19 protein-coding genes are annotated in these 23,897 nt (G+C 66.3%); 14 read left to right on the forward strand and 5 right to left on the reverse strand.

What is annotated here, in order from left to right; translation table 11 throughout:
- Window positions 1-103: 103 nt before the first annotated feature.
- Window positions 104-1,024 (forward strand): sensor domain-containing diguanylate cyclase, encoded by a 921-nt coding sequence (locus EII26_RS05855; RefSeq protein WP_124888217.1) that lies wholly within the window; start codon window positions 104-106, stop codon window positions 1,022-1,024.
- A gap of 65 nt (window positions 1,025-1,089) precedes the next feature.
- Window positions 1,090-1,662: an ankyrin repeat domain-containing protein gene (locus EII26_RS05860; RefSeq protein WP_124888218.1), complete on the forward strand. Its 573-nt coding sequence runs from the start codon at window positions 1,090-1,092 to the stop codon at window positions 1,660-1,662.
- Between the two features lie 171 nt (window positions 1,663-1,833).
- On the opposite strand, the gene EII26_RS05865 is transcribed toward EII26_RS05860, so the two are convergent.
- The 5 genes from EII26_RS05865 to gltX all read right to left on the reverse strand — a co-directional run bounded on the left by EII26_RS05865 (window position 1,834) and on the right by gltX (window position 9,225).
- Window positions 1,834-2,658: a family 1 encapsulin nanocompartment shell protein gene (locus EII26_RS05865; protein WP_124888219.1), complete on the reverse strand. Its 825-nt coding sequence runs from the start codon at window positions 2,656-2,658 to the stop codon at window positions 1,834-1,836.
- 37 nt (window positions 2,659-2,695) lie between these two features.
- Entirely contained in the window at window positions 2,696-3,055 is a 360-nt protein-coding gene (locus EII26_RS05870) for a demethoxyubiquinone hydroxylase family protein (protein ID WP_124888220.1), read from the reverse strand.
- A gap of 196 nt (window positions 3,056-3,251) precedes the next feature.
- Window positions 3,252-5,651 (reverse strand): DUF3536 domain-containing protein, encoded by a 2,400-nt coding sequence (locus EII26_RS05875; protein WP_124888221.1) that lies wholly within the window; start codon window positions 5,649-5,651, stop codon window positions 3,252-3,254.
- Window positions 5,652-5,735: 84 nt separating this feature from the next.
- Window positions 5,736-7,667, reverse strand: a complete 1,932-nt coding sequence (gene glgB, locus EII26_RS05880) for a 1,4-alpha-glucan branching protein GlgB (RefSeq protein WP_124888222.1) — start codon at window positions 7,665-7,667, stop codon at window positions 5,736-5,738.
- Between the two features lie 208 nt (window positions 7,668-7,875).
- On the reverse strand, window positions 7,876-9,225 hold the full coding sequence (gltX, locus tag EII26_RS05885) for a glutamate--tRNA ligase (protein WP_124888223.1): 1,350 nt from the start codon (window positions 9,223-9,225) through the stop codon (window positions 7,876-7,878).
- Between the two features lie 233 nt (window positions 9,226-9,458).
- Between gltX and EII26_RS05890 the strand changes: the two genes are divergently transcribed.
- The 12 genes from EII26_RS05890 (at window position 9,459) to EII26_RS05945 (ending at window position 23,857) form a co-directional block, all read left to right on the forward strand.
- Window positions 9,459-11,987, forward strand: a complete 2,529-nt coding sequence (locus tag EII26_RS05890) for a DNA polymerase (protein WP_233572628.1) — start codon at window positions 9,459-9,461, stop codon at window positions 11,985-11,987.
- Window positions 11,988-12,095: 108 nt separating this feature from the next.
- Window positions 12,096-13,196 (forward strand): peptidylprolyl isomerase, encoded by a 1,101-nt coding sequence (locus EII26_RS05895; protein ID WP_124888224.1) that lies wholly within the window; start codon window positions 12,096-12,098, stop codon window positions 13,194-13,196.
- A gap of 161 nt (window positions 13,197-13,357) precedes the next feature.
- Window positions 13,358-14,560, forward strand: a complete 1,203-nt coding sequence (locus EII26_RS05900) for a DUF3798 domain-containing protein (RefSeq protein ID WP_124888225.1) — start codon at window positions 13,358-13,360, stop codon at window positions 14,558-14,560.
- Window positions 14,561-14,702: 142 nt separating this feature from the next.
- Window positions 14,703-16,289: a sugar ABC transporter ATP-binding protein gene (locus EII26_RS05905; protein WP_124888282.1), complete on the forward strand. Its 1,587-nt coding sequence runs from the start codon at window positions 14,703-14,705 to the stop codon at window positions 16,287-16,289.
- A gap of 15 nt (window positions 16,290-16,304) precedes the next feature.
- On the forward strand, window positions 16,305-17,339 hold the full coding sequence (locus EII26_RS05910; RefSeq protein ID WP_124888226.1) for an ABC transporter permease subunit: 1,035 nt from the start codon (window positions 16,305-16,307) through the stop codon (window positions 17,337-17,339).
- A complete protein-coding gene (locus EII26_RS05915; protein ID WP_124888227.1) occupies window positions 17,336-18,469 on the forward strand; it encodes an ABC transporter permease in 1,134 nt (377 codons plus the stop codon). The genes EII26_RS05910 and EII26_RS05915 overlap by 4 nt, the downstream gene beginning before the upstream one ends.
- On the forward strand, window positions 18,469-18,972 hold the full coding sequence (locus tag EII26_RS05920) for a DUF6672 family protein (RefSeq protein WP_124888228.1): 504 nt from the start codon (window positions 18,469-18,471) through the stop codon (window positions 18,970-18,972). Before EII26_RS05915 ends, EII26_RS05920 begins: the two co-directional genes overlap by 1 nt.
- A gap of 178 nt (window positions 18,973-19,150) precedes the next feature.
- Complete coding sequence (locus tag EII26_RS05925) at window positions 19,151-20,710, forward strand: acyl-CoA carboxylase subunit beta (protein ID WP_124888229.1); 1,560 nt, start codon at window positions 19,151-19,153, stop codon at window positions 20,708-20,710.
- Window positions 20,711-20,721: 11 nt separating this feature from the next.
- The gene (locus EII26_RS05930) at window positions 20,722-21,147 is read left to right on the forward strand and encodes an OadG family transporter subunit (protein ID WP_124888230.1); all 426 of its coding nucleotides are present in this window, start codon (window positions 20,722-20,724) and stop codon (window positions 21,145-21,147) included.
- A 102-nt stretch (window positions 21,148-21,249) separates the two neighbouring features.
- A complete protein-coding gene (locus EII26_RS05935; protein WP_446718753.1) occupies window positions 21,250-21,633 on the forward strand; it encodes a biotin/lipoyl-containing protein in 384 nt (127 codons plus the stop codon).
- A 229-nt stretch (window positions 21,634-21,862) separates the two neighbouring features.
- Complete coding sequence (gene upp / locus EII26_RS05940) at window positions 21,863-22,957, forward strand: uracil phosphoribosyltransferase (protein WP_124888232.1); 1,095 nt, start codon at window positions 21,863-21,865, stop codon at window positions 22,955-22,957.
- Between the two features lie 15 nt (window positions 22,958-22,972).
- Window positions 22,973-23,857 carry a glycosyltransferase family 4 protein gene (locus tag EII26_RS05945; RefSeq protein ID WP_124888233.1) on the forward strand — a complete coding sequence of 295 codons (885 nt, stop codon included), beginning with the start codon at window positions 22,973-22,975 and terminating at the stop codon, window positions 23,855-23,857.
- Window positions 23,858-23,897: the final 40 nt, after the last annotated feature.

The raw sequence follows: 23,897 nt of genomic DNA on the forward strand, positions 1-23,897 counted from the left end.
CCGGGCATCGACGAAAAGCCGTCCATGGAGGGAGACGACCGTTCACCCAGAGGACGGCCGCGGAACGAGCGGCTTTCAGCGGGGTCGGCAAGGAGGAGAAAGTGTGAAAGCTCTGATACCGTCCTTTCAGGAGCGCGTGCTCTTCGACAATCTCCTGAGTGGGGTGTGTTTTCTGAACCAGGCTCGCCAGATCACCTACTGGAACGAGGCGGCCGAATATTTTCTGGGCTATCGCGCCGAGGACGTCATGGGAAAGCCCTGCGCCGACTGGGTCAGCGGAATGGCCCTGAACCTCGCCTCCTTTTGCGAGCAGAGCTGTGTCCTGAAGGGGTGCGTCCCCGAGGCCATGAACTCCCGGCAGTTCTCCGTGGTGACGAATCTGCGGCACAAGGAGGGCTACTGGATTCCCCTCGAGCTGAGCTGCTTCCCCCTGCTGGACCGGAGGGGCAAGGTGATCGGCGCGGCCCTGGTCTTTGGTCAGACCCGGGAGGCCAGGGAGCTCGAGAGCCGGCTTTCGGAGCTCAGTCAGATCGCGTACTGCGACGCGCTGACGAACATCCCCAACCGTCGCTATCTCGAGGAGCGGCTTCAGGAGGCCCTCAAGCTGTGGGAGGAGGAGCGGCGGAGCTTCATCGGCGCCATGGGCGACATCGACTTTTTCAAGAACGTCAACGATTCCTACGGTCACGACGTGGGCGACCAGGTGCTCAAGGAGGTGGCCTGTGTCCTCTCCCGGAAGCTCCGTTCGTCGGACGTGGTGGGGCGCTGGGGGGGCGAGGAGTTCCTGATCCTGCTGAACAACATCTCGGCCGATAACCTGGTGCGCCGGCTGGACCGCCTTCGGGAGTCCGTCAGTGCCACCGTGATTCAGTCGGGGATGGTGGAGGTGCACGTGACCATGTCCTTCGGAGCCACCGAGCCCCGCAAGGGGGAGACCTCGGCGTCCCTGCTCTCCCGGATGGACGACTGCCTCTACCGGAGCAAGCGCGAGGGGCGGAACCGGGTCACGTTCGAACCGGCCTGATCCGCGCCGCCCGAAGGTACGGGCCGCCCGGCGGCCTTGGACTCGGATTGTTGGGAGGGATACCCATGAACGCAGGAAGACTGGGAAAGCGTCTCGTTCTGGCGGGCTTGTTGGCGCTGCTGCTGGGGTCGTCGGCCCTTGCCGCCGCGAAGTCGAGTTTTCTCCACCTCGCGCACTTCGGGACGGTCGCCCAGGTGCGGGCGGCCCTGGACCGGGGAGCGAACGTCAACATCCGCCGGGACAACGGTTCCACGCCTTTGGTGGAGTCCGTTTTCAACAAGAACATCGGCGTGTTTCCCCTTCTGATCGAGCGGGGGGCGGACATTCACGCCAGGGACAGGGACGGCGCCACGCCTCTGATGATCGTGGCCCTGTACGGCAAGGACCTCCTGAATCAGCTCCGCATGCTGCTGGATGCCGGCGCCGACGTGAACGCTCGGTCCGACGACGGCCGGACGGCGCTGATCTACCTCTGCATGACCTCCCTGATCCACCCCCATCCCGCCCGGGCCGTCGAACTGCTGCTGGACGCCGGGGCGGACCCCTCCATCGCCGACGACTCGGGGAGGACGGCCCTGGATTACGCCCTGCGCAACCGGGGGCTGATGGACGAGCCGGTGGTCGAGCGCCTGAGGTGACCGATGTGGCGCCGGGGGAGCCGCGACTTCGGCGGCGGGGGGAGCCTTGGAACGGCATTGCCCCCGCTCCGCTGGCGGGTTTGAAAAAGCCATGAGAGACATGACGAGCCCCATGCCCCAGGTCGTAGGCCGACGCGGGCATGGGGCTTGTCGAAGAGCGAGACGACCGTATTATTTCCCCGCCTGATAGACCGCCACCGCGTCGGGATACTTGATTCGGGGAAGAGCCGTCTCCAGAATACGGAGGTGATGGTTCAGCTCAACCTGCTCCGTGTAGGCCACGGAGATGTCCTGGCCGACCAGCAGATCCATGAATTGAGGCTGGGCGCAGAGCAGCGCGGCCGTTCCGGGCTGCAGTACCGCAGCCTGGAAGATACGCCCGTCGAGCAGTTTCTGGATGCGCTCGATCTCCATCAGCCCCGTACCCGGCTGGATGCGGTGGAGCTGTACGAAGAGGTCCGGACTCACGACCAGCGTGTGCCGGCCCATGCGCCCTTTCTGCTGCAGCGCGGAGATGCCGGATACGATGTCCATGAACGCCTCCTCGCCGTTCCCCCAATCGCCCCGTTTGAGGGTATTGACCCCGCGGGCGGAAAGCAGGCCGTCGATGCCCAGGGACTTGTTGCCGTAGAAGACCATGTGGTCCTCCCGTCGGCAGAAGGCCTGTGCGGCTACGAGCGCCGGAGCGAGGTCGAGCGGCTGCCCCTCCCTTTCGGCCACCTCGATGTCGCGCCACAAAAGCCAAAAATCCTCGGAGAGCTGGGGGACTTCGACGAAGGTGCGCTTGGGCGAGAAGGTGAAGCCGTTTTCGGTTTTTTCCTCCCGGACGGGGCCGTCCGTCGGGGCGACCTGAACTCCGGGGCCGAGCGGGCCGTGCAGGGGCAGAAAGCGCCGGGCGGTGAGAAATTCCTTTGCCGTCTCGACAACCGTCTCGTCCAGTCGTCTCCAGATTTCTATGGGAAGGGGAGAGGCGGCTCTCCCAAGATAATCTTCCATTTTGTCTACCTCCTTATTTTTAAGCCGGAGATGAGGGCTATTTTTCGATGAGGCTGCCAACGGTTACCGTAGGGGCGGAATCCGGCCTCGACGGGGTGATGCCGAGTTCCTCCATCATCTCGCGGACCTCGCCGTCCCCTTCGGCAAGGAACTCCGCCCAGTTGGGCTCGAGGTAGCGCAGCAGCGCCATCAACTCGCCGACATGCGCCTTCTCCTCGTCCCGGATGTCCATCAGCACCTTTCGCACCAGAGGATCGTCGGTCGCCTGGGCGTGAGCGTCATAGAGAAACATGGCCTCGAGCTCTCCTGCGATGTCGATGCGCAGGGCCTGGACCAGTTCCTCCTTGCTGACTTTTCGGTCGACGTTTCCGGCGAACGGATTGGGAAATTCGGGCACGATAAATCGCTCCTTCCTTGTTGGTGTGTCAATTTCGTCAATTATAAAGAATATCAAATAAAAATAGAAGGGAGGGAAGTGCAGATTTTGCTTGTCGGAGTGCCGTTCCCCCCTCCCGAGGTTTCGGTCGATTTCGTTCCGGCTGCGGAGGACGAAGCTGACGATTGCTTTCGGCGAACCCGAAGGCATCCGCGCGTCAGAGCCTCAACATGGTCTCCGAAAACCTGAGGCGCCGCCCCAGTCGGTGCAGGGCGTCCCTCGCCCGGGGGGCCAGGGAGGTCCGGTGGCGCTTCAGCGTCTCGTAGTAGAGGTTCTGGGCCTGGTACAGGCTGGGACGCCACTGGTGTTCGTCGACGAAGAGGGCGAGCAGGCCGCAGATGCCGTCGATCCGTTCGACGTCCCGGGGGTCCTCGCAGAGCTTCTCCATCTCCAGATGGAGCCAGCGGGACAGGGCAAAGCTCACCCGGGCGGCGTCGGGCGCGATGCGCCACCGCGCCGCGAGCCGAAGCTGGCGGCGGATGTCCTGGAGGTCGGGCGCATCCCGCTCCAGGGCATGGACGATGTTGGCGGTCAGGGCGACCTCCGCGGCGGAGGCGATGATCCGCGGCGGCCGCACCTCCAGGGCCGTCAGGTCGTCCAGGAGCGTGTCGTAGCTGCGGACGATGGCGTGAACGCTCTCCTCGATGCGCTCCACGTCCTGCTGCAGCAGCTGGTCCAGGAGTCTGTGCTGGGTGTCTCGCAGGATGTGGCGCAGGGAGAAGAGGGCGTGCCCGAAACGATCCACCAGCTCCCTTTCGCCGGGGCCGGCAAAGAGGGCGTGCAGGGACGAGGCCTCCTCGTCGGTCGGCTCGCGGAGGCCGCTCTCGGGGGACACGCCGCAGAGCATGGAGGTGCCGCCCCGGTGGTTGGCGGCGAAGAGGAACGTCCCCTCCTCCTCCGTGACAACGGAGCGGACGCGGACGGTCCCGGCGGAGAAGGCGAGGGACCCCGGAGCGTCCTTCCGGACGGAGGCCGTGCCGGAGAGCCTCCAGCACCCCTCGGAGCTCTCCATCCCGAAGCCCGGGAAGAGCGAGGTGATCCCGTAGTGCGCGGCCAGCTGGGCCTTGTCGATGCGCCCGGGGCAAGCCAGGAGCTCGTAGACCCGGGCTCCGTTCTCGAGTTCGGGGACGTTGCTGGGAGCCCTCTCCAGCGTGCTCAAAAAATCCGGAGTGCGGTCCCGGCCGGAGAGCGCCTTGCCCAGCTCGATGGCCCGGGCCGCATAGCGCAGGATCTGGACGGTCTCGATGCGCGAGACGTCGTCGAAGAACCAGCCGCAGCTCGTGTACATCAGGAGGGCCGAGCGCTGCATCTCCATGAGGGAGAGGGCGCGCCTGCGCTCCTCGGGGGACAGGGGACGGGAGGCGTGCTTCGCGAGCCAGCGCCCCACGTTCTCCGGCGATCGGTCGAGGACGACGGAGATGTAGGCGTCCCGCGCCCCCCAGGGGTCCGGAAACAGCCCCGCCGACTCCCGCTCGAATACGCCGGCCAGATCGTCCCTCAGGGCGTCCAGGGCCTCCCGCAGGGGGCCGCGCCATCGCTGATGGAACCCCGGGGTCCCCGCGTTGCAGCCGCAGTCCCCCCGCCACCGCTCCACTCCGTGCGCGCAGCTCCAGGAGGAGTTCTCCACGATCCGCACGGCGTGCTCGGGGGGAAAGAGCGCCAGGAATTCTCCGTAGACGGTGAGCTGTGCGTCGTGGGAGCGGTCCAGGGTCTCCAGGCAGTAGGCCAGGGCCATGTCCCCGTGGTCGTGGTGGTGTCCGTAGGACTCCCCGTCCGTCGCGACGTGGGAGAGCTCCGGCTGCTGCGGGTCCGTGCAGGTGCCGATCAGGCGGTGGGCGAGATGCTCCCCGTTGTGCAGGAGCCCCCCGAAGGCGATCTCCTGTGCGAGACGGCCGTCGTAGAAGAACAGGGCGATGCTGCGCCCGGAGGGGAGATCGCAGCGGTAGGCGCGGCGGGTGTCCACGCGCTCGCCCCTCACGTCGTGCCAGGTGCTCTCCTGCAGCGGACGGACCGCGGCGGCCTGCTTCGGGGCCAGGACGGTGAAGAGGATGCCGTTCTCGGCCAGGACCTCCAGGGTCTCCGTGTCCACGGCGGCCTCGGCCAGCCACATCCCCTCGGGGTCGCGCCCGAAGCGCCTCTTGAAGTCCTCGAGGCCCCACCGGACCTGAGTGGCCTTGTCCCGGCGGTTCGCCAGGGGCATGATCGGATGGCTGTAGACCTGAGCCATGGCGGGCCCGTGGCCGGAGAACCGCTTTCGGCCCAGGATGTCCGCCTCCAGGATCGCCCGGTAGCAGCGGGGCTCCCGCTCCTCCAGCCAGGAGAGCAGGGTCGGCCCGACGTTGAAGCTGATCCGGGAGTAGTTGTTGCAGATCTTCACGATGTCTCCCCGTGCGTCGAGAATGCGGGAGGCCGCGTTGCGGTTGTAGCATTCGGCCGCGATCCGTGCGTTCCAGTCGTGCCACGGGGCGGCCGACTCCTGAAGCTCGACGGCCTCGAGCCAGGGGTTCTCCCTCGGCGGCTGGTAGAAGTGTCCGTGGATGCAGACATAACGGGGCATGCGCAAAAACTCCCTTCGAAACCGTGAATGTGAACCGCCCGAAAAAGCCCCCTTCGTCTCGGAAGGGGGCGGCCGGCCGGAGGATCAGGGTGCCGGGGTCCTGTAGTGGAAGAGCACGATCGAAAGCGGGGGCAGGACCAGAGGCAGGGATTGGGGATACCCGTGGCTGGGCACCTGGTCGGCCTCCACCCCCCCCGCGTTGCCCATGCCGCTCCCCCCGTAGAGGAGGGCGTCGCTGTTCAGCATCTCCCGCCAATAGCCGGGACGGGGGACCCCGACCCGGTAGGGGGTCCTCGGCACCGGGGTGAAGTTGCAGACGCAGAGGACGAACTCCCCGTCGTCCCTGCCCTTGCGCAGCCAGGCGAGGACGCTCTGTCGCCAGTCGGTGCAGTCGACCCAGCGGAAGCCCTCCGGGGAGAAGTCCAGCTCGTGAAGCGGGGGGCAGGTCCTGAGGGCGGCGTTGAGGTCCTTGACCCATTGCTGGATACCGCGGAACTCCGGCTTGTCCAACAGGTGCCACTCCAGGGCGGCGTTGTGGTTCCACTCGAGCCCCTGGCCGAACTCCCCGCCCATGAAGAGCAGCTTCTTTCCCGGGTGCGCCCACATGTAGCCGAGCAGGAGGCGGAGGTTGGCGCGCTTCTGCCACCAGTCGCCCGGCATCTTGTTGATGAGGGATCCCTTGCCGTGGACCACCTCGTCGTGGGAGAGGGCCAGCATGAAGTTCTCCGAGAACGCGTAACAGATGCTGAAGGTCAGCCGGTTCTGGTGATAGCTGCGGAAGACGCTGTCCAGGCCCATGTAGCCCAGGGTGTCGTGCATCCAGCCCATGTTCCACTTCATCCCGAAGCCCAGGCCCCCCAGGAACACGGGGCGCGTGACCATGGGCCAGTTCGTGGACTCCTCGGCCACGGTCTGCACGTCGGGGAAGCGGCCGTAGACCTCGCGGTTCAGGTCCTGGAGCAGGGATATGGCCTCCAGGTTCTCCCGCCCTCCGTGCACGTTGGGCTCCCACTGGCCGGCCTTCCGGGAGTAGTCGAGGTAGAGCATGGAGGCGACGGCGTCGATGCGCAGGCCGTCGATATGATAGTGGTCGAGCCAGTACACGGCGCTCGAGATGAGGAAGCTCCGTACCTCGTTGCGGCCGTAGTTGAAGATGTAGCTGCCCCAGTCGGGATGGTAGCCCTTCTGGGGGTTCTCGTGCTCGTAGAGGGCGGTCCCGTCGTAGCGGGCCAGGCCGAAATCGTCGGTCGGAAAATGGCTGGGAACCCAGTCCAGAAGGACGGCCACTCCGCTTTGGTGCAGGGCGTCGATCAGGGCCATGAAGTCCTCGGGGGACCCGTAACGGCTGGAGGGGGCGAAGTAGCCCAGGGTCTGATAGCCCCAGGATCCGTAGAAGGGGTGTTCCATGACGGGCAGCAGCTCGACGGCGGTGAACCCCATCTCCGTGCAGTAGCGCGGGAGCTCCTCGGCGAGCTCCCGATAGGAGAGGGAGAGCCCGTCGTCCCAACGGTGCTTCCAGGAGCCCAGGTGCACCTCGTAGACGCTCCAGGGCGCGTGGAGCGAGGTGACGCCGGCGCGCCCGGCCATCCATCCGGAGTCCCGCCACTCGTAGTCGGGCCAGTGGACGATCGAGGCGGTGCGCGGCGGCACCTCGAAGGCGCGGGCGAAGGGGTCCATCTTGTCCTTGTGCTCGCCCCTGCTGTTCAGGAGGTGGAACTTGTAGAGGGTCCACTTTTCGAGCCCGGGGACGAAGCCCTCCCAGATTCCGCTGCCGTCCCAGCGGGCGGCCAGGGGGTGCGCCTCGGGGTTCCAGCCGTTGAAGTCGCCGACGACGCTCACGGACCTGGCGTTGGGGGCCCAGACGGAGAAGGCGATCCCCTCCGTCCCGTCCTCGGCGATGTGCCTCTGCGCGCCCATCTTGTCGTGAAGGGTGTAGTGCGTTCCCTGCTTGAACAGGAAGATATCGTAGTCGGTCAGGGTCGAAACGCCGTACCGTACCGCATGGTCTTTCCGCATGGCCGTTTCCTTTCCCCAGGGGGCCTTCTTGCCCGCCCCGGACTCGATCCCGAATCTTAAGCAGATGACCGCCTCTCCAGGATCGGAAGGTCCTGGATGGCGTGTCAGTCGCTTACGTCGACACGCGGTACGGTTACCGCGTCGTCGACGCAAACGGAAGGCTTTGCTTTCTTAATAAAAAGCGTATAACGGGCCCGCTCGATGGGAATCAGATCAGCGCGTAGTGCTCCAGCCGCCGCCGAACCTCGTCCCGCCCCAGGTGGACGGCGACCTCGAAGATGCCGGGGCTGACCTTCATCCCCGTCAGGGCGAAGCGCATCGTCATCGCGTAGTCCTTCATCTTCGCTCCGCGGTCGGCGACCCACCGGCGGGCGCTCTCCTCGAGGGCCTCCGAGGTCCAGTCGGGCGTGGCGAGGAGGACGCCGAAGAAGTCCTTCAGGCCCGGCCTGAGCCCGTCCGGGACGGCATCCGACGCGTACCGGGCCTTCACCGGCTCGAAGGACACGAAGTAGTCCGAGTACTCGGCCATCTCCCTGGCCGTCCGCCCCCTCCCGGCCATCAGGGTCAGGGCGTCGGCCAGCCAGGCGTCGCCGTGGTTTTCGACGGGCAGTCCCATCTCCGTCCAGAAGGGACGGATCATCGCCAGGCGCACCGCCGGGTCGAGCCGCTTCAGGTGCTCCTGGTTGATGAAGTTGAGCTTGTCGGGGTCGAACACCGCGGCCTTCCGGGTGACCCGCGACAGCTCGAAGAGCGCGGCGGCCTCGTCGCGGGAGAAGATCTCCCGGTCCTCCCCGGCCGACCAGCCCAGGAGGGCCAGGAAGTTGAAGACGGAGTCCGGCATGTAGCCCATGTCCCGGAACTCGTAGACGCTCGTGGCCCCGTGGCGCTTGCTCAGCTTCTTCTTGTCCTTGCCCAGGATCATGGGCAGGTGGGCGAACTGCGGTACCTCCCAGCCCAGGGCGCGGTAGATCAGGATCTGCTTGGGGGTGTTGGAGATGTGGTCCTCGCCCCGGATGACGTGGCTGATGTCCATGAGGTGGTCGTCGATCACGACGGCGTAGTTGTAGGTGGGCATCCCGTCGCTCTTGATGAGGACGATGTCCTTCAGGTTGTCCGAGTTCTTCTCCTTCAGGCCGTCGCTCAGGGTCTCGATGCGGCCGTAGACGATATCGTCGAAGGACAGGTCCTGACCGGGCAGGACCTTGAAGAGGACGGCCTCTCCGTCCCGGTAGGCCTTGCCCTCCGCCACGAGGCGCTCGGCGTGCTCCCTGTAGAGGTCGAGCCGTTCGGACTGGCGGTAGGGGCCATGGTCCCCGCCCCGGTCGGGGCCCTCGTCCCAGTCCAGGCCCAGCCAGTTCATGCCGGCCATGATGGTCTCCTCGTAGGCCTGGGTCGATCGGGCCCGGTCGGTGTCCTCGATGCGCAGGATGAACTGCCCGCCGGTGTGCCGGGCCCAGAGCCAGTTGAAAAGGGCGGTGTGCCCGCCCCCGATGTGCAATGCCCCCGTGGGGCTCGGGGCGAAGCGCACCCGCACGCTTTTTTCAGGTTTTGCTGTCATGAACGTCCGTCCTCCACGCCGATTTTTTGCGACCATGCGCCCGCCGGGCCCCCGAAGGGATGCCGACGAGGCAAAATCTCATAGGATAAGTTATTATAACGCAAGCGGAGCACGTACGACCTTGCGCGGGTCGCCGCGTCACCTCTGCGACTTCGAGACCCCGTCGAAAAGCGCGGCCGGGGGAGGGCTCCCCTCCGTGCGCCCGGGGTTTTGGGAAAACGAGGTTCATCCAGATGCGGGAAATGGAAAAAATTCTGATCGTCGACGGGCACGGACTGGCCTTCCGGGCCTTCTACGCCGTGCCGCCCCTCTCGGCCCCGGACGGGACGCCGACCAACGCGATCACGGGGTTCATGAACATGCTGGCCCGGGTGGAGGAGGACCTGGCGCCCGGCCGCTGTGCCGTGGTGTTCGACGCGCCCGGCCCCACCTTCCGGCACGAGGCCTTTCCGCAGTACAAGGAGCAGCGCAGGCCGACCCCCGAGGAGTTCAAGCCGCAGGTGCCCCTCCTGCGGGAGCTCCTGGAGCTGATGGGGTACCCCGTCCTCTCCGTGGAGGGGGTGGAGGCGGACGACGTCATCGCCTCCCTGGCGCGTCTGGCGGTCGGTGCGGGGCGGCGCGCCGTCATCCTCTCGTCGGACAAGGACCTCCTGCAGGTGCTGGGCGACGGCGTGACGATGATGCGGCCGATGAAGGGCATCACCACGCTGGCGGAGTACGACGCGGCCGCCTTCGAGCGGGAGCACGGCTTCCCTCCGGAGTCGGTCCCGGACTACCTGGCGCTCCTCGGCGACGCCGCGGACAACGTCCCGGGGGTGCCGGGGGTGGGGGAGAAGACCGCCCTGCAGCTCGTGGGGCAGTGGGGGACGCTCGAACGGCTCTTCGAGTCCCTGGACGAGGTCAGGCCCGCGGTCCGCAAGAAGCTCGAGGCGGGGCGGGATTCCGCGTTCCGGAGCCGCGAGCTCATCCGGCTTCGGCTCGACGTCCCGCTCGGCCTGGACGAGTCCCTTGCGGCCGAGCCCCGGCCCGAGGGGGCGCTGTCGCTCTGCGCCCGCCTGGGGCTCTCGAAGCTCGCGGAGCGGGTGAGGCGGAGGGCCTCGGCCCCGGAGAGCGCGGCGCCTGTCGTTCGGGAGGGGATGATCGCCTCCTGGGAGGATCTGGCGGGGGCCGATACGCTAGCGGCCGTCCTCCTCGACGCCGGAGAGAGGGGGGACGGCGAGGCTCGTTTTCAGGTCGCCGTCCCGGACGGACGCTTCGCCGAGGGCGGCCCTGACGATCTGAGGGGGCTTCTGTCCCGCGGGGGCGTCCGCACCGCGTTCGTGGACGACTGCAAGGGGCTGATGACCCGTCTCGGGACGGCCCCGTTCGAGGGGCTGCGCGTGTGGGACCTCAGGACGGCCCACTACCTGCTGCACCCCGACCGGGGCTCCCACGGGCCGGCCGATCTTCTTCCGGAGGGGACGCCGCCCGCCCTGGGGCTCCTGGACCTGGCCCGGACCCTGGACGCCGAGATCGACCGCCATGAGGGGCTGCGGGACGTTATGGAGAGGATCGACCTCCCTCTGATCCCCGTCCTGATCGGCATGGAACGGGCCGGGATCCGGCTCGATTTCGGCCGGTTCGATGCGCTCCGCTCCGAGCTGGAGGAGCGCATCCGCGTCATCGAGGGGGAGGTCGCGGATCGTGCCGGGGAGGAGGTCAACCTGAACTCGCCCAAGCAGGTCGCCGAGCTCCTGTTCGTGCGGCTGGGCCTTCCCAGCGGGGCCAGGACCAAGGGAAAGACGGCCTTCTCGACGAGCGCATCCGTCCTGGAGGGGCTGGCCGACCTGGACCTGCCGCACAGCGACGTCCCGCGGCTCCTTCTGGAGCACCGCGAGCTCTCCAAGATGCTCAGCGGCTTCGTGGTCCCCCTGCGGAAGTCGGCCGAGCTCGACGGCGGCGTCATCCATACGACGTTCGAGGCGGCCTTCACCGGGACGGGGCGGCTCAGCAGCCGGGACCCGAACCTCCAGAACCTTCCGGCGTTCGGACACTGGGCGGAGCGCATCAAGGCGGGACTGATCCCCGTAGGGGAGGGCAACGTCTTTGTCGCCGCGGACTACTCGCAGATCGAGCTGCGCGTTCTGGCGCACTTCTCGCGGGAGCCCCGGCTGATCGAGGCCTTCCGGAGGGGGATGGACATTCACCGGGAGACGGCGTCCTGGGTCTTCGGCGTGGAGCCGGACTTCGTCACCCCTGAGCTGCGCCGCGTCGCGAAGATGGTCAACTTCGGCCTTCTCTACGGGATGAGCGCCTTCGGGCTGGCCGAGCGGCTGGGCGTGGATCGGGGGGAGGCCGCGGGGATCGTCAAGCGCTACTTCGAGGCCCTGCCGGGGGTGGAGCGGTACTTGGAGGAGAGCGCCGCCCAGGCCCGGGCCGTCGGGTATGCCCGGACCCTGGACGGACGGATCCGCCCCGTGGCGGAGGCTGCGGAGGGCCTGAGGGACCGGAACGGGCTGAACCGCGTCCTTGTGAACACCCCCATCCAGGGGACGGCAGCGGACGTCGCCCGGAGGGCGATGGTGGAGTTCGCCCGGCGTTTCTCCGGGGACGGGGACGTGCGCCTCTTTCTGCAGGTGCACGACTCTCTGGTCTGCGAGTGCCCGGAGGAGCGCGCGGAGGAGGTGGGAGCGGTCATGGCCGAGGTCATGAAGGCGGCCGGACGCCTGTCGGTCCCCCTGGAGACCGCCCTCAAGACGGGACGCTCCCTTGCGGAGGTGTAGGGGGGGCCGTCCGCCGGGAGCGGGCAGGTTCGGAACCGATATGATAAAATCAAAACTCATGGCACCCGGGGGAACGGGGTGTTTTGACTTTTTGCCGAAAGAAGGACGATGGTGGATATGATGCAGCGGTTGAGGACGCAGATGCGTTGGATCATGCTCTTGATTGTGGTGGCCTTCCTGCTCTCGACGTTTCTCATGTACGAGGGGCGCGGTCGGCGCGGGCCGCAGCGCGCGCCCGACGGTTCGATGGCCGACTACGAGGTGGCCGAGATCAACGGGAAGCCGCTGATGCGGTCCGAGCTGGAGCAGAGGCTGAGGGGCTACCTGGAAAGCTATGGACAGCGCGGGATGGCGTCCCTGGACATGCCCGCCATCTACAAGTCCCTGCTGGACCAGTATGCGTTCGAGCTCCAGCTGGCTCAGGAGGTCCGGGATCGCGGGATAGAGGTCTCGGACGCCGAGGCCGAACAGGCGATGAAGGATTACGCCGACCAGGTGTTCCCGACGCGGGAGGCCTTCTTCCAATCCCTGGAGCGCTCGGGGATAAAGGTCGAGGACTACAGGAAGGGCATAGCCCGTCAGATGGCCAACGAGCGGCTTCTGCGCTCCGCCATCGGCGAGGTGGTCGTCAGCGAGGACGAGGCGGTGCAGTTCTACGACACGATGAAACCGCTGCTCTACCGGCAGCCCGAGGGCTTCAAGGTCTATCTGGCCCAGTTCTCGAACGCGGGGGCGGCCGAGTCCCTTCGGGGGCAGCTGGTCGGAGGGGAGAGCTGGGAGCAGGCGACCTCCGGCGATGCCCTGGCCTCCAAGGACGTGATCAGCGTGACCGCCGAGGCGATCTTCCTGCCCGAGAGCGCCTTCGATTCGGGGGCCCTGTCCTTGATGAAGTCCCTGGACGTCGGCCAGGTCAGCCCGGTCTTCGAGCTGTCGAGCGACGACTTCGCCGTGGGGCTCAAGAGCGAGAGGGTCGCGGAGCGGACCACGCCCTACGATGAGGTCAGCGCGGACATCCGCGTGCTCCTGCGGCAGCAGAAGGAGCGCCAGAGCCTGGATGCCTTCGAGAAGGAGGTGCTGGCCCGGGCGAAGGTCGTGATCCACGATCCGTCCCTCTTCGCTGCGAACGCGTCCGCCGACGTCTCCGAGGGGCGCGCCCCTGCGGCCCTTTCCTCGGGGGACGCCGCCTCGCCGGACAAGGCCCCCGAGTAGCTCTGCCGGGGAGAGAAACCGCTCGACTCGGGCCTGTCGCCTTCACGGGACGGGCCCGATTTGTTTTCTCCCCTTGGCGGGTTTGATATAATTACGATAATTATGGAAAGCGGCAGGGACGATCGTCGAATTCATACACGAAGCAGGAGGAGGCGTTGCAAGTGAGGAAGTTTGTGCTGTTGGCGCTGCTGTCGGCCTTTGCGTTCGCGGGGGCCGCGGGGGCCGCGGGGGCGGCGGACGAGGCCGCCTTTCATATCGGGATCGTGACGGGCACCGTGTCCCAGAGCGAGGACGATCTGCGCGGGGCGGAGCTGATGATCCAGAAGTACGGAAATGCGGCCGAGGGCGGAATGGTCACGCACATCACCTACCCCGACAACTTCATGTCCGAGATGGAGACGACCATCAGCCAGCTGGTGGGGCTGGCCGACGATCCCAAGATGAAGGTGATCGTGGTCAACCAGGCCATCCCCGGGACCACCGAGGGCTTCCGCCGCGTGCGGGAGAAGCGTCCCGACATCCTTCTCTTCGCCGGCGAGGCGCACGAGGATCCGGGCGTCATCACGACGGCCGCGGACATCGCCATCAATGCGGACAACATCAGCCGCGGCTACACGATTCCCCTCGGGGCCCAGAAGATGGGGGCCAAGACCTTCGTGCACATCTCCTTCCCGCGCCACATGAGCTACGAGACGCTGGGCCGCCGCCGTGCCATCATGGAGGCCGCGTGCAAGGATCTGGGCATCAACTTCGTGTTCGAGACGGCTCCGGATCCGACCAGCGACGTGGGGGTCGCCGGAGCGCAGCAGTTCATCCTCGAGAAGATGCCCGCGTGGCTGGAGAAGTACGGCAAGGACACGGCGTTCTTCTGCACCAACGACGCGCACACGGAGCCCCTGCTGAAGCGCATCGCCGAGCAGGGCGGCTATTTCGTCGAGGCGGACCTTCCCTCGCCCCTGATGGGCTATCCCGGCGCGCTGGGGATCGACCTCTCCAAGGAGAAGGGCGACTGGCCGGCGATTCTGAAGAAGGTCGAGGAGTCCGTGGTGAAGGCCGGGGGCGGCGAGCGCATGGGGACGTGGGCCTACTCCTACGGCTACACCAACAGCGCGGCGCTGGCCGAGTTCGGCAAGCGCATCGTCGAGGGCAAGGCCAAGCTGGGCAACATGAAGGACCTCATCGCCTGCTACAACGAGTTCACCCCGGGCGCCAAATGGAACGCCAGCTACTACACGGACGCGGGGACCGGCGTGCGCAACAAGAAATTCGTCCTCGTCCAGCAGGACACCTACGTGTTCGGCAAGGGGTACCTGAATGTGGCCGAGACCGAGGTGCCCGAGAAGTACTTCAAGATCGGCAAGTAGGTCCGGGCCACTTTCGATGCACGTCTCGGAGGCCGGGGCCCCGGGCGGTCGGGAAATTTAAGGTTTTGTGTCTCAAGGGGTGAGTGCCCGCCAAGGCACTTTCCCCTTTATTTTTGCTGTTTTGCGTGAAACGCGAGAGGTGATGGTATTGTCCGATACGCCCCTGCTGAAACTGGAAAATATAGGTAAGGAATATTACGGAAACAGGGTGCTCTCGAACGTCAGCTTCTCCCTGCATTCCGGCGAAATCCTGGGGCTGGTGGGAGAAAACGGCGCGGGAAAGTCCACGCTCATGAACATCCTGTTCGGGATGCCCGTGATCGCCGCCACGGGCGGCTACGAGGGAACGATCACCATGGACGGCCGCGTCGTCCGTTTCGGGTCCCCGTTTCAGGCCCTCGAGGCCGGAATCGGGATGGTGCACCAGGAGTTCTCCCTCATCCCGGGCTTCACGGCGGCCGAGAACATCCTGCTCAACCGCGAGGTGCTCAACAAGTCCCTCCTGGAGCACGTCTTCAGCGAGCGCATGTCCACCCTGGACCGGGATGCGATGCGGGAGCGGGCCGGAAGGGCCATTCGCACCCTCGGCGTGGACATCGGGGTCGACACGATCGTCGCGGAGATGCCCGTGGGCTACAAGCAGTTCATCGAGATCGCCCGGGAGATCGACCGCAGCCGGACCCGGCTTCTCTTTCTGGACGAGCCCACGGCCGTCCTGACGGAGACCGAGGCCCAGATCCTGATCGCCGCCCTCAAGAAGCTGGCCCGGAGCGGCATCGGGATCATCTTCATCTCGCACCGCCTGCACGAGGTCAAGGAGCTGTGCGACCGTATCGTCGTCCTTCGGGACGGGGAGGTGATCCGCGAGGCGGACGCCAAGACCGCCTCGGTACGGGACATCGCCTCCTGGATGGTGGGGCGTCAGGTGGACGAGCACAAGGGCCGGAGGCGCGAGCGCGTCCGTTCGGATTCCGTGGCCCTGGCCGTGGAGCACCTTTGGGTCGATATGCCCGGAGAGACCGTGCGCGACGTCTCCTTCGAGGTCCGCAAGGGCGAGATCTTCGGCATCGGCGGCCTGGCGGGGCACGGAAAGCTCGGAATCCCCAACGGCATCATGGGGCTCTACCCCTCGGGCGGAGCGGTGGAGCTCTTCGGCCGCTCCATCCCCCTGAACATACCCCGAAAGGCCCTGGACAGCCGCATGGCCTTCGTATCGGAGGACCGGCGCGGGGTGGGACTGCTCCTGGACGAACGCATCGACTGGAACATCACCTTCACCGCCATGCAGGTGCAGAACCGCTTCCTGAAGCGCATTCCGGGGCTGGGGATCCGGCTCCGGGACGACCGTGCCATCAGCCGCGAGGCCGAGCGGTACATCGACGCGCTGGAGATCAAGTGCACGGGGCCCGGCCAGCGGGCGGCGGAGCTGTCGGGAGGGAACCAGCAGAAGATCTGCCTGGCCAAGGCCTTTGTGCTTCAGCCCGAGGTCCTGCTGGTGTGTGAGCCCACGCGGGGCATCGACATCGGAGCCAAGGAGCTGGTGCTCGATACCCTCAGACGCTACAACGAGGAGCATGGGACGACGATCGTCGTCACCTCCTCCGAGCTTGAGGAGCTGCGCGCCATCTGCGACCGTATTGCCATCGTGGGCGAGGGCCGCATTGCGGGCGTGCTCCCCGCCGAGAGCCCGGCCGAGGAGTTCGGCCTCCTGATGATGGGCTCGAAATAGAGGAGGGGGACGTCAATGATCGGAAACTTTATCGACAGGGCCGGATGGCCGCGGATCATCATCGGCCTGTTTCTGCTGGGGCTCTTCATCGCGGCCCCGTTCGTCGGGGTGCGGATCGACACGTCGCTGTCCGACACGCTGGTCCGCTTCGGGATGAACGGCGTCATGGTCCTGGCCATGATCCCGATGGTCCAGTCGGGCTGCGGCCTGAACTTCGGTCTGCCCCTGGGCATCATCGCGGGGCTGCTGGGCGCCACGCTGTCCATCGAGCTCGACATCCGCGGCCCCCTGGGCTTTTTCGCCGCCATCCTGATCTCCATGCCCATCGCCGCAATCCTGGGCTACTTCTACGGCCAGCTCCTGAACCGGGTCAAGGGCGACGAGATGATGATCGCGACCTACGTCGGCTTCTCGTCCGTGGCCTTCATGTGCATCGCCTGGCTGCTGCTGCCGTACAGGAGTCCCACCATGATCTGGGGGTACGGGGGCTCGGGGCTGCGCACCACGATCAGTGTGGGCGACTATTGGATTCACGTCCTGAGCAATTTCCTCTCCTTCAAGATCGGGCACCTCTTCGTCCCGACGGGAATGTTCCTCTTCTTCGGCCTGATGAGCTTTCTGGTGTGGCTCTTCATGAAGAGCAAGACGGGGACGGCGATGACGGCGGTAGGCTCCAACCCCGAGTTCGCCCGGGCCTCCGGGGTGAACGTCGACCGCATGAGGACCATCTCGGTCATCCTCTCCACCATGCTGGGGGCCGTCGGCATCCTGGTGTACGAGCAGAGCTTCGGCTTCATCCAGCTCTACATGGGGCCCTTCTACATGGCGCTTCCGGCCGTGGCGGCCATCCTGCTGGGCGGGGCCTCGGTCAACAAGGCCTCCATCCTCAACGTCGTCGTGGGGACCTTCCTCTTCCAGGGGATCCTCACCATGACGCCCTCCGTCATCAACAGCGTGCTGCAGACGGACATGTCGGAGGTCATCAGGATCATCGTCAGCAACGGGATGATCCTCTACGCCCTGACGAGAAAGGTGCGGGTGAAACGATGAACAGCCCGGTGCGCAGCCTTCTGAAGCCGATCCTCAACAACGCGGTGCCCCTCATCTTCATCGCGATATCGGCCGTGGCCATTCCCCTCTCGGGCTTCTCGGCCAGCTACCTGATCCAGGAGCTCCTGATCCGGATCGGGCGCAACTCCTTCCTCATCCTCTCCCTGCTGATCCCCATCATGGCGGGGATGGGCCTGAACTTCGGCATGGTGCTCGGCGCCATGGCGGGGCAGATCGGCCTGATCCTCGTCTCGGACTGGGCGATCGTCGGCATCCCCGGCGTTTTGCTCGCCATGATGATCGGGACGCCCATCGCCGTGCTCCTGGGTCTGCTCTGCGGCCATGTCCTGAATCGGGCCAAGGGGCAGGAGATGGTCACCTCCTACATCCTGGGCTTCTTCATCAACGGCATCTACCAGCTCTTCGTCCTCTATTTCATGGGGTGGATCATCCCGATCGGCAATCCCTCCCTCGTGCTCTCCCGAGGATACGGCATCCGAAACGCCGTGAGCCTCCTGGGGGTCCGCGGCGTTCTGGACAACCTGATCCCGTTATCCTTCACGCTGCCGTTCTTCTCGGGGACCGTCAAGGTGCCGGTGGCGACCTTCCTGGTCATCGCGGTCTTCTGCGTCTTCGTCGTCTGGTTCCGCAGGACCAAGCTGGGCCAGGACATGCGCGCCATCGGCCAGGACATGGCGGTCGCCGACTCCGCGGGGATCCCGGTCAACCGCACCCGGGTCATCGCCATCGTCATCTCCACGGTGCTGGCCTGCTACGGGCAGATCATCTTCCTCCAGAACATGGGGACCCTGAACACCTACAACAGCCACGACCAGGCCGGGATGTTCTCGATCGCGGCGCTCCTCATCGGCGGGGCCAGCGTCTCCCGCGCCGGCATCGCGAACGTCTTCGTGGGGGTGGTGCTCTTCCACCTCATGTTCATCGTCGCCCCCATGGCGGGCAAGAACCTCATGGGGCAGGCGCAGATCGGGGAGTACTTCCGCGTCTTCGTGTCCTACGGGATCATCGCCATCGCGCTGGTGCTCCACGCCTGGAAGCGGAACCGGGACAGGGCCGAGGCGCGCCGAAGCCTGCGCGGCCCCGCCGGGGCCGGAAAGGAGGGAGCGTGATGCGCGTCCTTCAGAGGACCGTCGTGCTGCTGGCCCTGATCGCTCTCGGGGTGGGGCTCTTCTACATGGGGCGGGAGCATCAGGTGTTCCTCGACAACAGGACGATCGAGGCGGGCGGGGCCACCTTCAGGGCCCTGGAGCAGGTCAACGTCAGCGTGAACGGGGGCGAGCCCATCGAGCTCCTGGAGCGCGACCGGGACGTGGTCCGGACGGTGGGGCCCACGCTCTCGGTCCGGGTGGAGGTCCTGGACTCCATGGGCGGCGACGTCGAGCGGACGGTCGACCTCGTGCTCAGGCCCGGGTTCCGGAGGGATCTGATGCTCAGCCTTCCTCTGGTGGCCGCGGGCCGGGACGATTTCGTCCTGCCGCCCCCCACGGCGCAGCAAACCGCTCCGGAGGCGGAACCCGCGCCTCCGCCCGAGGAGGGGATTTCGCCTCCGGCCGCGGAGCTCCCCCCTCCGGGGACCGCCCCCGAGGAGACGCGGCCCGCCGGGAAGCCCTGAGTGATTCGAGGGCTGGAACGGTTGTCCGATCTTCTTGTGCGAGGGTTCGTCATTTCTCCTAAGGTAAAAACGTGAAGATTGTGTTATTCTTAGAGAATATGTGGTAAGTTGCCTCAACCCGCAAATCGAGTGCCCGCGGTGTCCTCGGGGGCACATTTTAAGGAGGAACGTGTCGGATATGGGATTCCGCACTATCGAGGAGCTTTGTGAGGAGCTCAAGGCAAAGCGCGTATCCGTCCTCGCCGGCGGCGGGGAGAAGGCCGTCGCCAAGCAGAAGGCCAAGGGAAAGGGGACGGCCCGGGAGAGGATCGACCAGCTTCTGGATCCGGGCTCCTTTGTGGAGATCGACGAGTACGTGACGCACCGCTGCGTCAACTTCGGCCTGGATAAGTCCAAGCCGCTGGGGGACGGGGTGGTCACCGGATGGGGGACCATCGAGGGCCGAAAGGTCTTCGTCTTCAGCCAGGACTTTACCGTTCTGGGCGGGTCGCTCGGCGAGAAGCACGCCGACAAGATCTGCAAGGTCATGGACCTGGCCATGGAGATGGGCTGCCCGGTCATCGGCCTCAACGACTCCGGCGGCGCCCGCATCCAGGAGGCCGTCGACGCCCTGAACGGCTACGGCAAGATCTTCTATCGCAACACCCTCGCCAGCGGGGTGATCCCGCAGTTCTCCGTCATCATGGGGCCCACGGCGGGTGGCGCGGTCTACAGCCCCGCCCTGACGGACTTCATCTTCATGGTGGACAAGACGGGCATCATGCACATCACCGGCCCGGCCGTCATCAAGGCCGTCACGGGCGAGGAGGTCTCGAGCGAGGAGCTGGGCGGGGCCACGGCCCACAACACCAAGAGCGGCAACGCGCATTTCATGGCGGCCTCGGAGCAGGAGTGCTTTGCGCAGATTCGCAAGGTCCTGTCCTACCTGCCCCTGAACAACCTGGAGGACGCGCCCTGCAAGGAGACGACGGACAGCGTGGAGCGCGCCGACCTCGGCCTGCGCGCGGCGGTTCCCACGAACCCCAACAAGGGGTACGACGTGCGGGACGTGCTCGTCCGCGTCCTGGACGACGGGGAGTTCACCGAGGTCCAGCCGGGCTGGGCCCAGAACATCCTGACCGGTTACGGCCGCATCGGCGGGCGCGCCGTCGGGATCATCGCCAATCAGGCCAAGGTCATGGCCGGCTGCCTGGACATCAACGCCTCCGACAAGGCCAGCCGCTTCATCCGCCACTGTGACGCCTTCAACCTGCCGATCGTGACCTTCGTGGACGTCCCCGGGTACCTTCCGGGCGTCACCCAGGAGCACAACGGCATCATCCGCCACGGGGCCAAGCTCCTCTACGCCTACAGCGAGGCCACGGTGCCCCTCCTTACGGTCATCCTCCGCAAGGCCTACGGCGGCGCCTATCTGGCCATGAGCAGCAAGTCCCTGGGAGCCGACATGGTCCTGGCCTGGCCCCAGGCGGAGATCGCGGTCATGGGGGCCGAGGGCGCGGCGAACATCGTGTTCAAGAAGGACATCGACGCCTCGTCGGATCCTGCGGCCACCCGTCTCGAGAAGATCGAGGAGTACCGGAAGGCCTTTGCCACTCCCTACGTGGCCGCCGAACGGGGCCTGGTGGACCGCGTCATCATGCCGGAGGAGACGCGCCGGGAGCTTTGGCTCGCCCTGTGCGGCATGGAGAGCAAGCGGGTCGGACGCCCGAGCAAAAAGCATGGCGTCATCCCGCACTGAGGAGGCCGGCCATGGTTCCCGCTGCGGCCACTGAAGCTTTCGAGGGGGTCTCCGGTTCCGTCATCGTCAGCATCACGGCCTTCACCATCGTATTCATCGTCCTGCTGGGCCTGACGGCCGTGATCTATGCCATCAAGATCTTCGCGGGCGAGAACTCCGCCTCGAACGGCAAGGCCTCCGCCGTCCCGGCGCCCGCCCCGTCCCAGGCACCCGCCCCTGTATCCGTCGCCTCTGCGACCCCGAGCGGGTGCGAGAGCACGAGGGTCGTCGCCGCCATCACGGCGGCCATACTCGCGGCGACGGGCGGCCGGGGCAGGGTTCTCTCCGTCGTCCCCGAGGAGACGAGGGGGCCGGGGTCCCGATGGACGCGCACCTGGAGGACCGCCGCCCTGATCGAGCAGGTCGGCAATCGCCTGAACCGTTCCTGGAAGCACTAGCCGGTACGGTCCGGACCGTGAATGAATCCGTGCTCCTTTTTGAGAGCGCGTCGTCATCTTTGGAAAGGGGTTGTTTCTGTCGTGAATAAATACAGAGTTGTCGTGGATGGTACCGCGTACGTCGTCGAGGTGGAGGATCTGGGCGCGGCTCCCGCGAGTGCGCCCGTTGCTCCGGCTCCCGCAGCGGTATCGGCTCCCGTTGCCGCCCCAGTGCCCGCTCCCGCCCCTGCGGCGCCCGCAGCTCCGAAGCCGGCGGCGCCGGTGTCGGCCGGAAGCTCCACCATCACGGCGCCCATGCCGGGCAAGGTCCTCGACGTCAAGGTCTCGGTCGGCGGTGCCGTCAAGAACGGCGATCTCGTCCTGCTCCTCGAGGCGATGAAGATGGAGAACGAGATCTTCGCCCCGGCCGACGGCACGGTCGCGGAGGTCCGGGTGCGGGGCGGGGACTCCGTCAATACGGGAGACGTCCTGGTCGTCCTCTCCTGAGGAGAGAGGGCGCCCTGCAGGGCCCCCTTTCCCGGTCCGGCCGCCGTTCTTCCCGATTTCCGATCGCACGTTTCCCTCCCCCCCTCTCGTTGTCGAAAACGAATGGCGGGGAGGGAATTTTTTTGACCGGCCCGGCCCGGCTGCATCGGCCGTTTGCATGAAATGTGGGGATAGCGCTCCTCCCGAAGTCCGGGTAGTGCTATCATTGTAAGATATGGAGGTGCTTGAGATGAACATAGCCGTTGGATGCGATCATGCCGGTTTCGTTCTGAAGTCCGCCGTGACGGACTACCTCGGGCAGCGTCCGGGAGTCGAGCTCCTGGATTTCGGGACCCATTCCGAGGATCGGGTCGACTATCCCGATGTGGCTCTCGAGGTGGGCCGGGCCGTCTCGGACGGTCGCGCCGCCTGCGGGGTGCTGCTCTGCGGGACGGGCATCGGCATGGCGATAGCGGCCAACAAGATTGGGGGCGTGCGGGCCGCGGCCTGCAACGACGTCGAGAGTGCCCGCATGGCCAAGGCCCACAACGACCTCAACGTGATCGCGCTCGGAGGTCGGGTCATCGGGACCGGGCAGGTCCCCGACATTCTCGAGGCGTGGCTCTCGACCCCCTTCGAGGGGGACCGCCACCTCGTGCGCATCAACAAGATCGCGGCGGCGGAGACGGCGACCCTCTCCGCGGAGCTCTCCTCCGGGGGGCGCGTGGTCGTGTTCAACCATCCCCTGGTCCAGCACAAGGTCGGGATCATCCGGGACAAGGACACCAGCGTCAAGGAGTTTCGCGAGCTGGTTCAGGAGATCGCGGGGCTGATGGTCTACGAGATCACCCGCAATCTTCCCCTGACCGAGGTGCGGGTGGAGACGCCTCTGGCGGTGACGACGGCTCGGACCCTGGAGGGCAAGAAGCTGGCCATCCTCCCCGTCCTGAGGGCGGGGCTGGGCATGGTGGACGGAATCCTTCAGCTGGTCCCGAACGCCAAGGTCGGACACATCGGCCTTTACAGGGATCCCGAGACGCTGCTGCCGGTGGAATACTACTGCAAGCTTCCGCAGGACATCGAGGAGCGCGAGATTTTCGTCCTCGACCCGATGCTGGCGACCGGGGGATCGGCCGCCGCGGCCATCTCCCTCGTCAAGGGCCGCGGGGGGCAGAAGATCTCCCTGGTGTGCCTCATCGCGGCTCCGGAGGGCATCGCACGCGTCCACGAGGAGCACCCCGAGGTCGACATCTTCATCGCGGCGCTGGACAGCCACCTGAACGACCACGGCTATATCGTCCCGGGGCTCGGGGATGCGGGGGACCGGCTCTTCGGGACGAAATAGGGGGGATCGGCGCTCTTGATCGACGTCGAACTGTTCCTGCTGGGGCTTGGAGGCTTTTTCTGGGGCGGCCTGATCACGCCGTTCTCCATTCGCCTGGCCCAGAGCTACCGCATCCTGGACCTGCCGGACGCCAGAAAGATCCATACGGATCAGGTGCCGCGCGGCGCCGGGCTGGGACTCTGGGCGGGATACCTGCTGTGGTCGCTCTATGCGGTGGGGACGACGCCGGCCGTGCGGGTGATCGCGCTTGGGGCGACGATCGTCTTCTTCGCCGGTTACGTCGACGACATGCGCTCCCTCAGCCCCTTTCTCAGGCTGGGGCTCCATCTGCTGGGCTCGGCCCTGGCCGTTCTGCCCCTGGGGCTGCCCCCCACGACCGCCCTCGTCTGCATCCTCTGGGGGGCGGGGGTGACCAGCGCCTACAACCTGATCGATGGGGTCAATGGCCTTTGCCTCTCGCTTTTCATCGCCTCCTCCTCGGGGCTGGCCTTTCTGGGGGCCGTACCCGTCGGGGTGACCCTGGCGGCGATGGCCCTGGGGGTGCTGTGCTGGAATTTTCCGTGGGCCCAGACTTTTTTGGGGGACGGCGGGAGCACGCTGCTGGGCTATATTTTCGCCGTCCATTTTCTGACCGCCGCAGCCCCGACGCTCCGGACCGTGGGGCCCCACGAACTGATCCTGCTGCTCCTGCTGTTCGGCGGGGTTCCGGTGCTGGACACGATGGTCGCCTTCGTCCGCCGCATCCTGAGGGGCAAATCCCCCTTTTATCCCGACAAGGGGCACCTGCACCATCGCCTGATGCGCCTTACGGGCTCCCCGTTCTGGGCCGTCGTCTGCCTGTGGCTGATGCAGTCGGCCTTCCTCGCGGGGGGGATCGCGGTGTATGGGCGGCTGTCCTGACGGGCGGCGGATAGGATACGAAATGAAGAAGAAACGGGGA

Origin of the sequence: Fretibacterium sp. OH1220_COT-178, assembly GCF_003860125.1 — a bacterium.
Classification (GTDB): Bacteria; Synergistota; Synergistia; order Synergistales; family Aminobacteriaceae; genus CAJPSE01.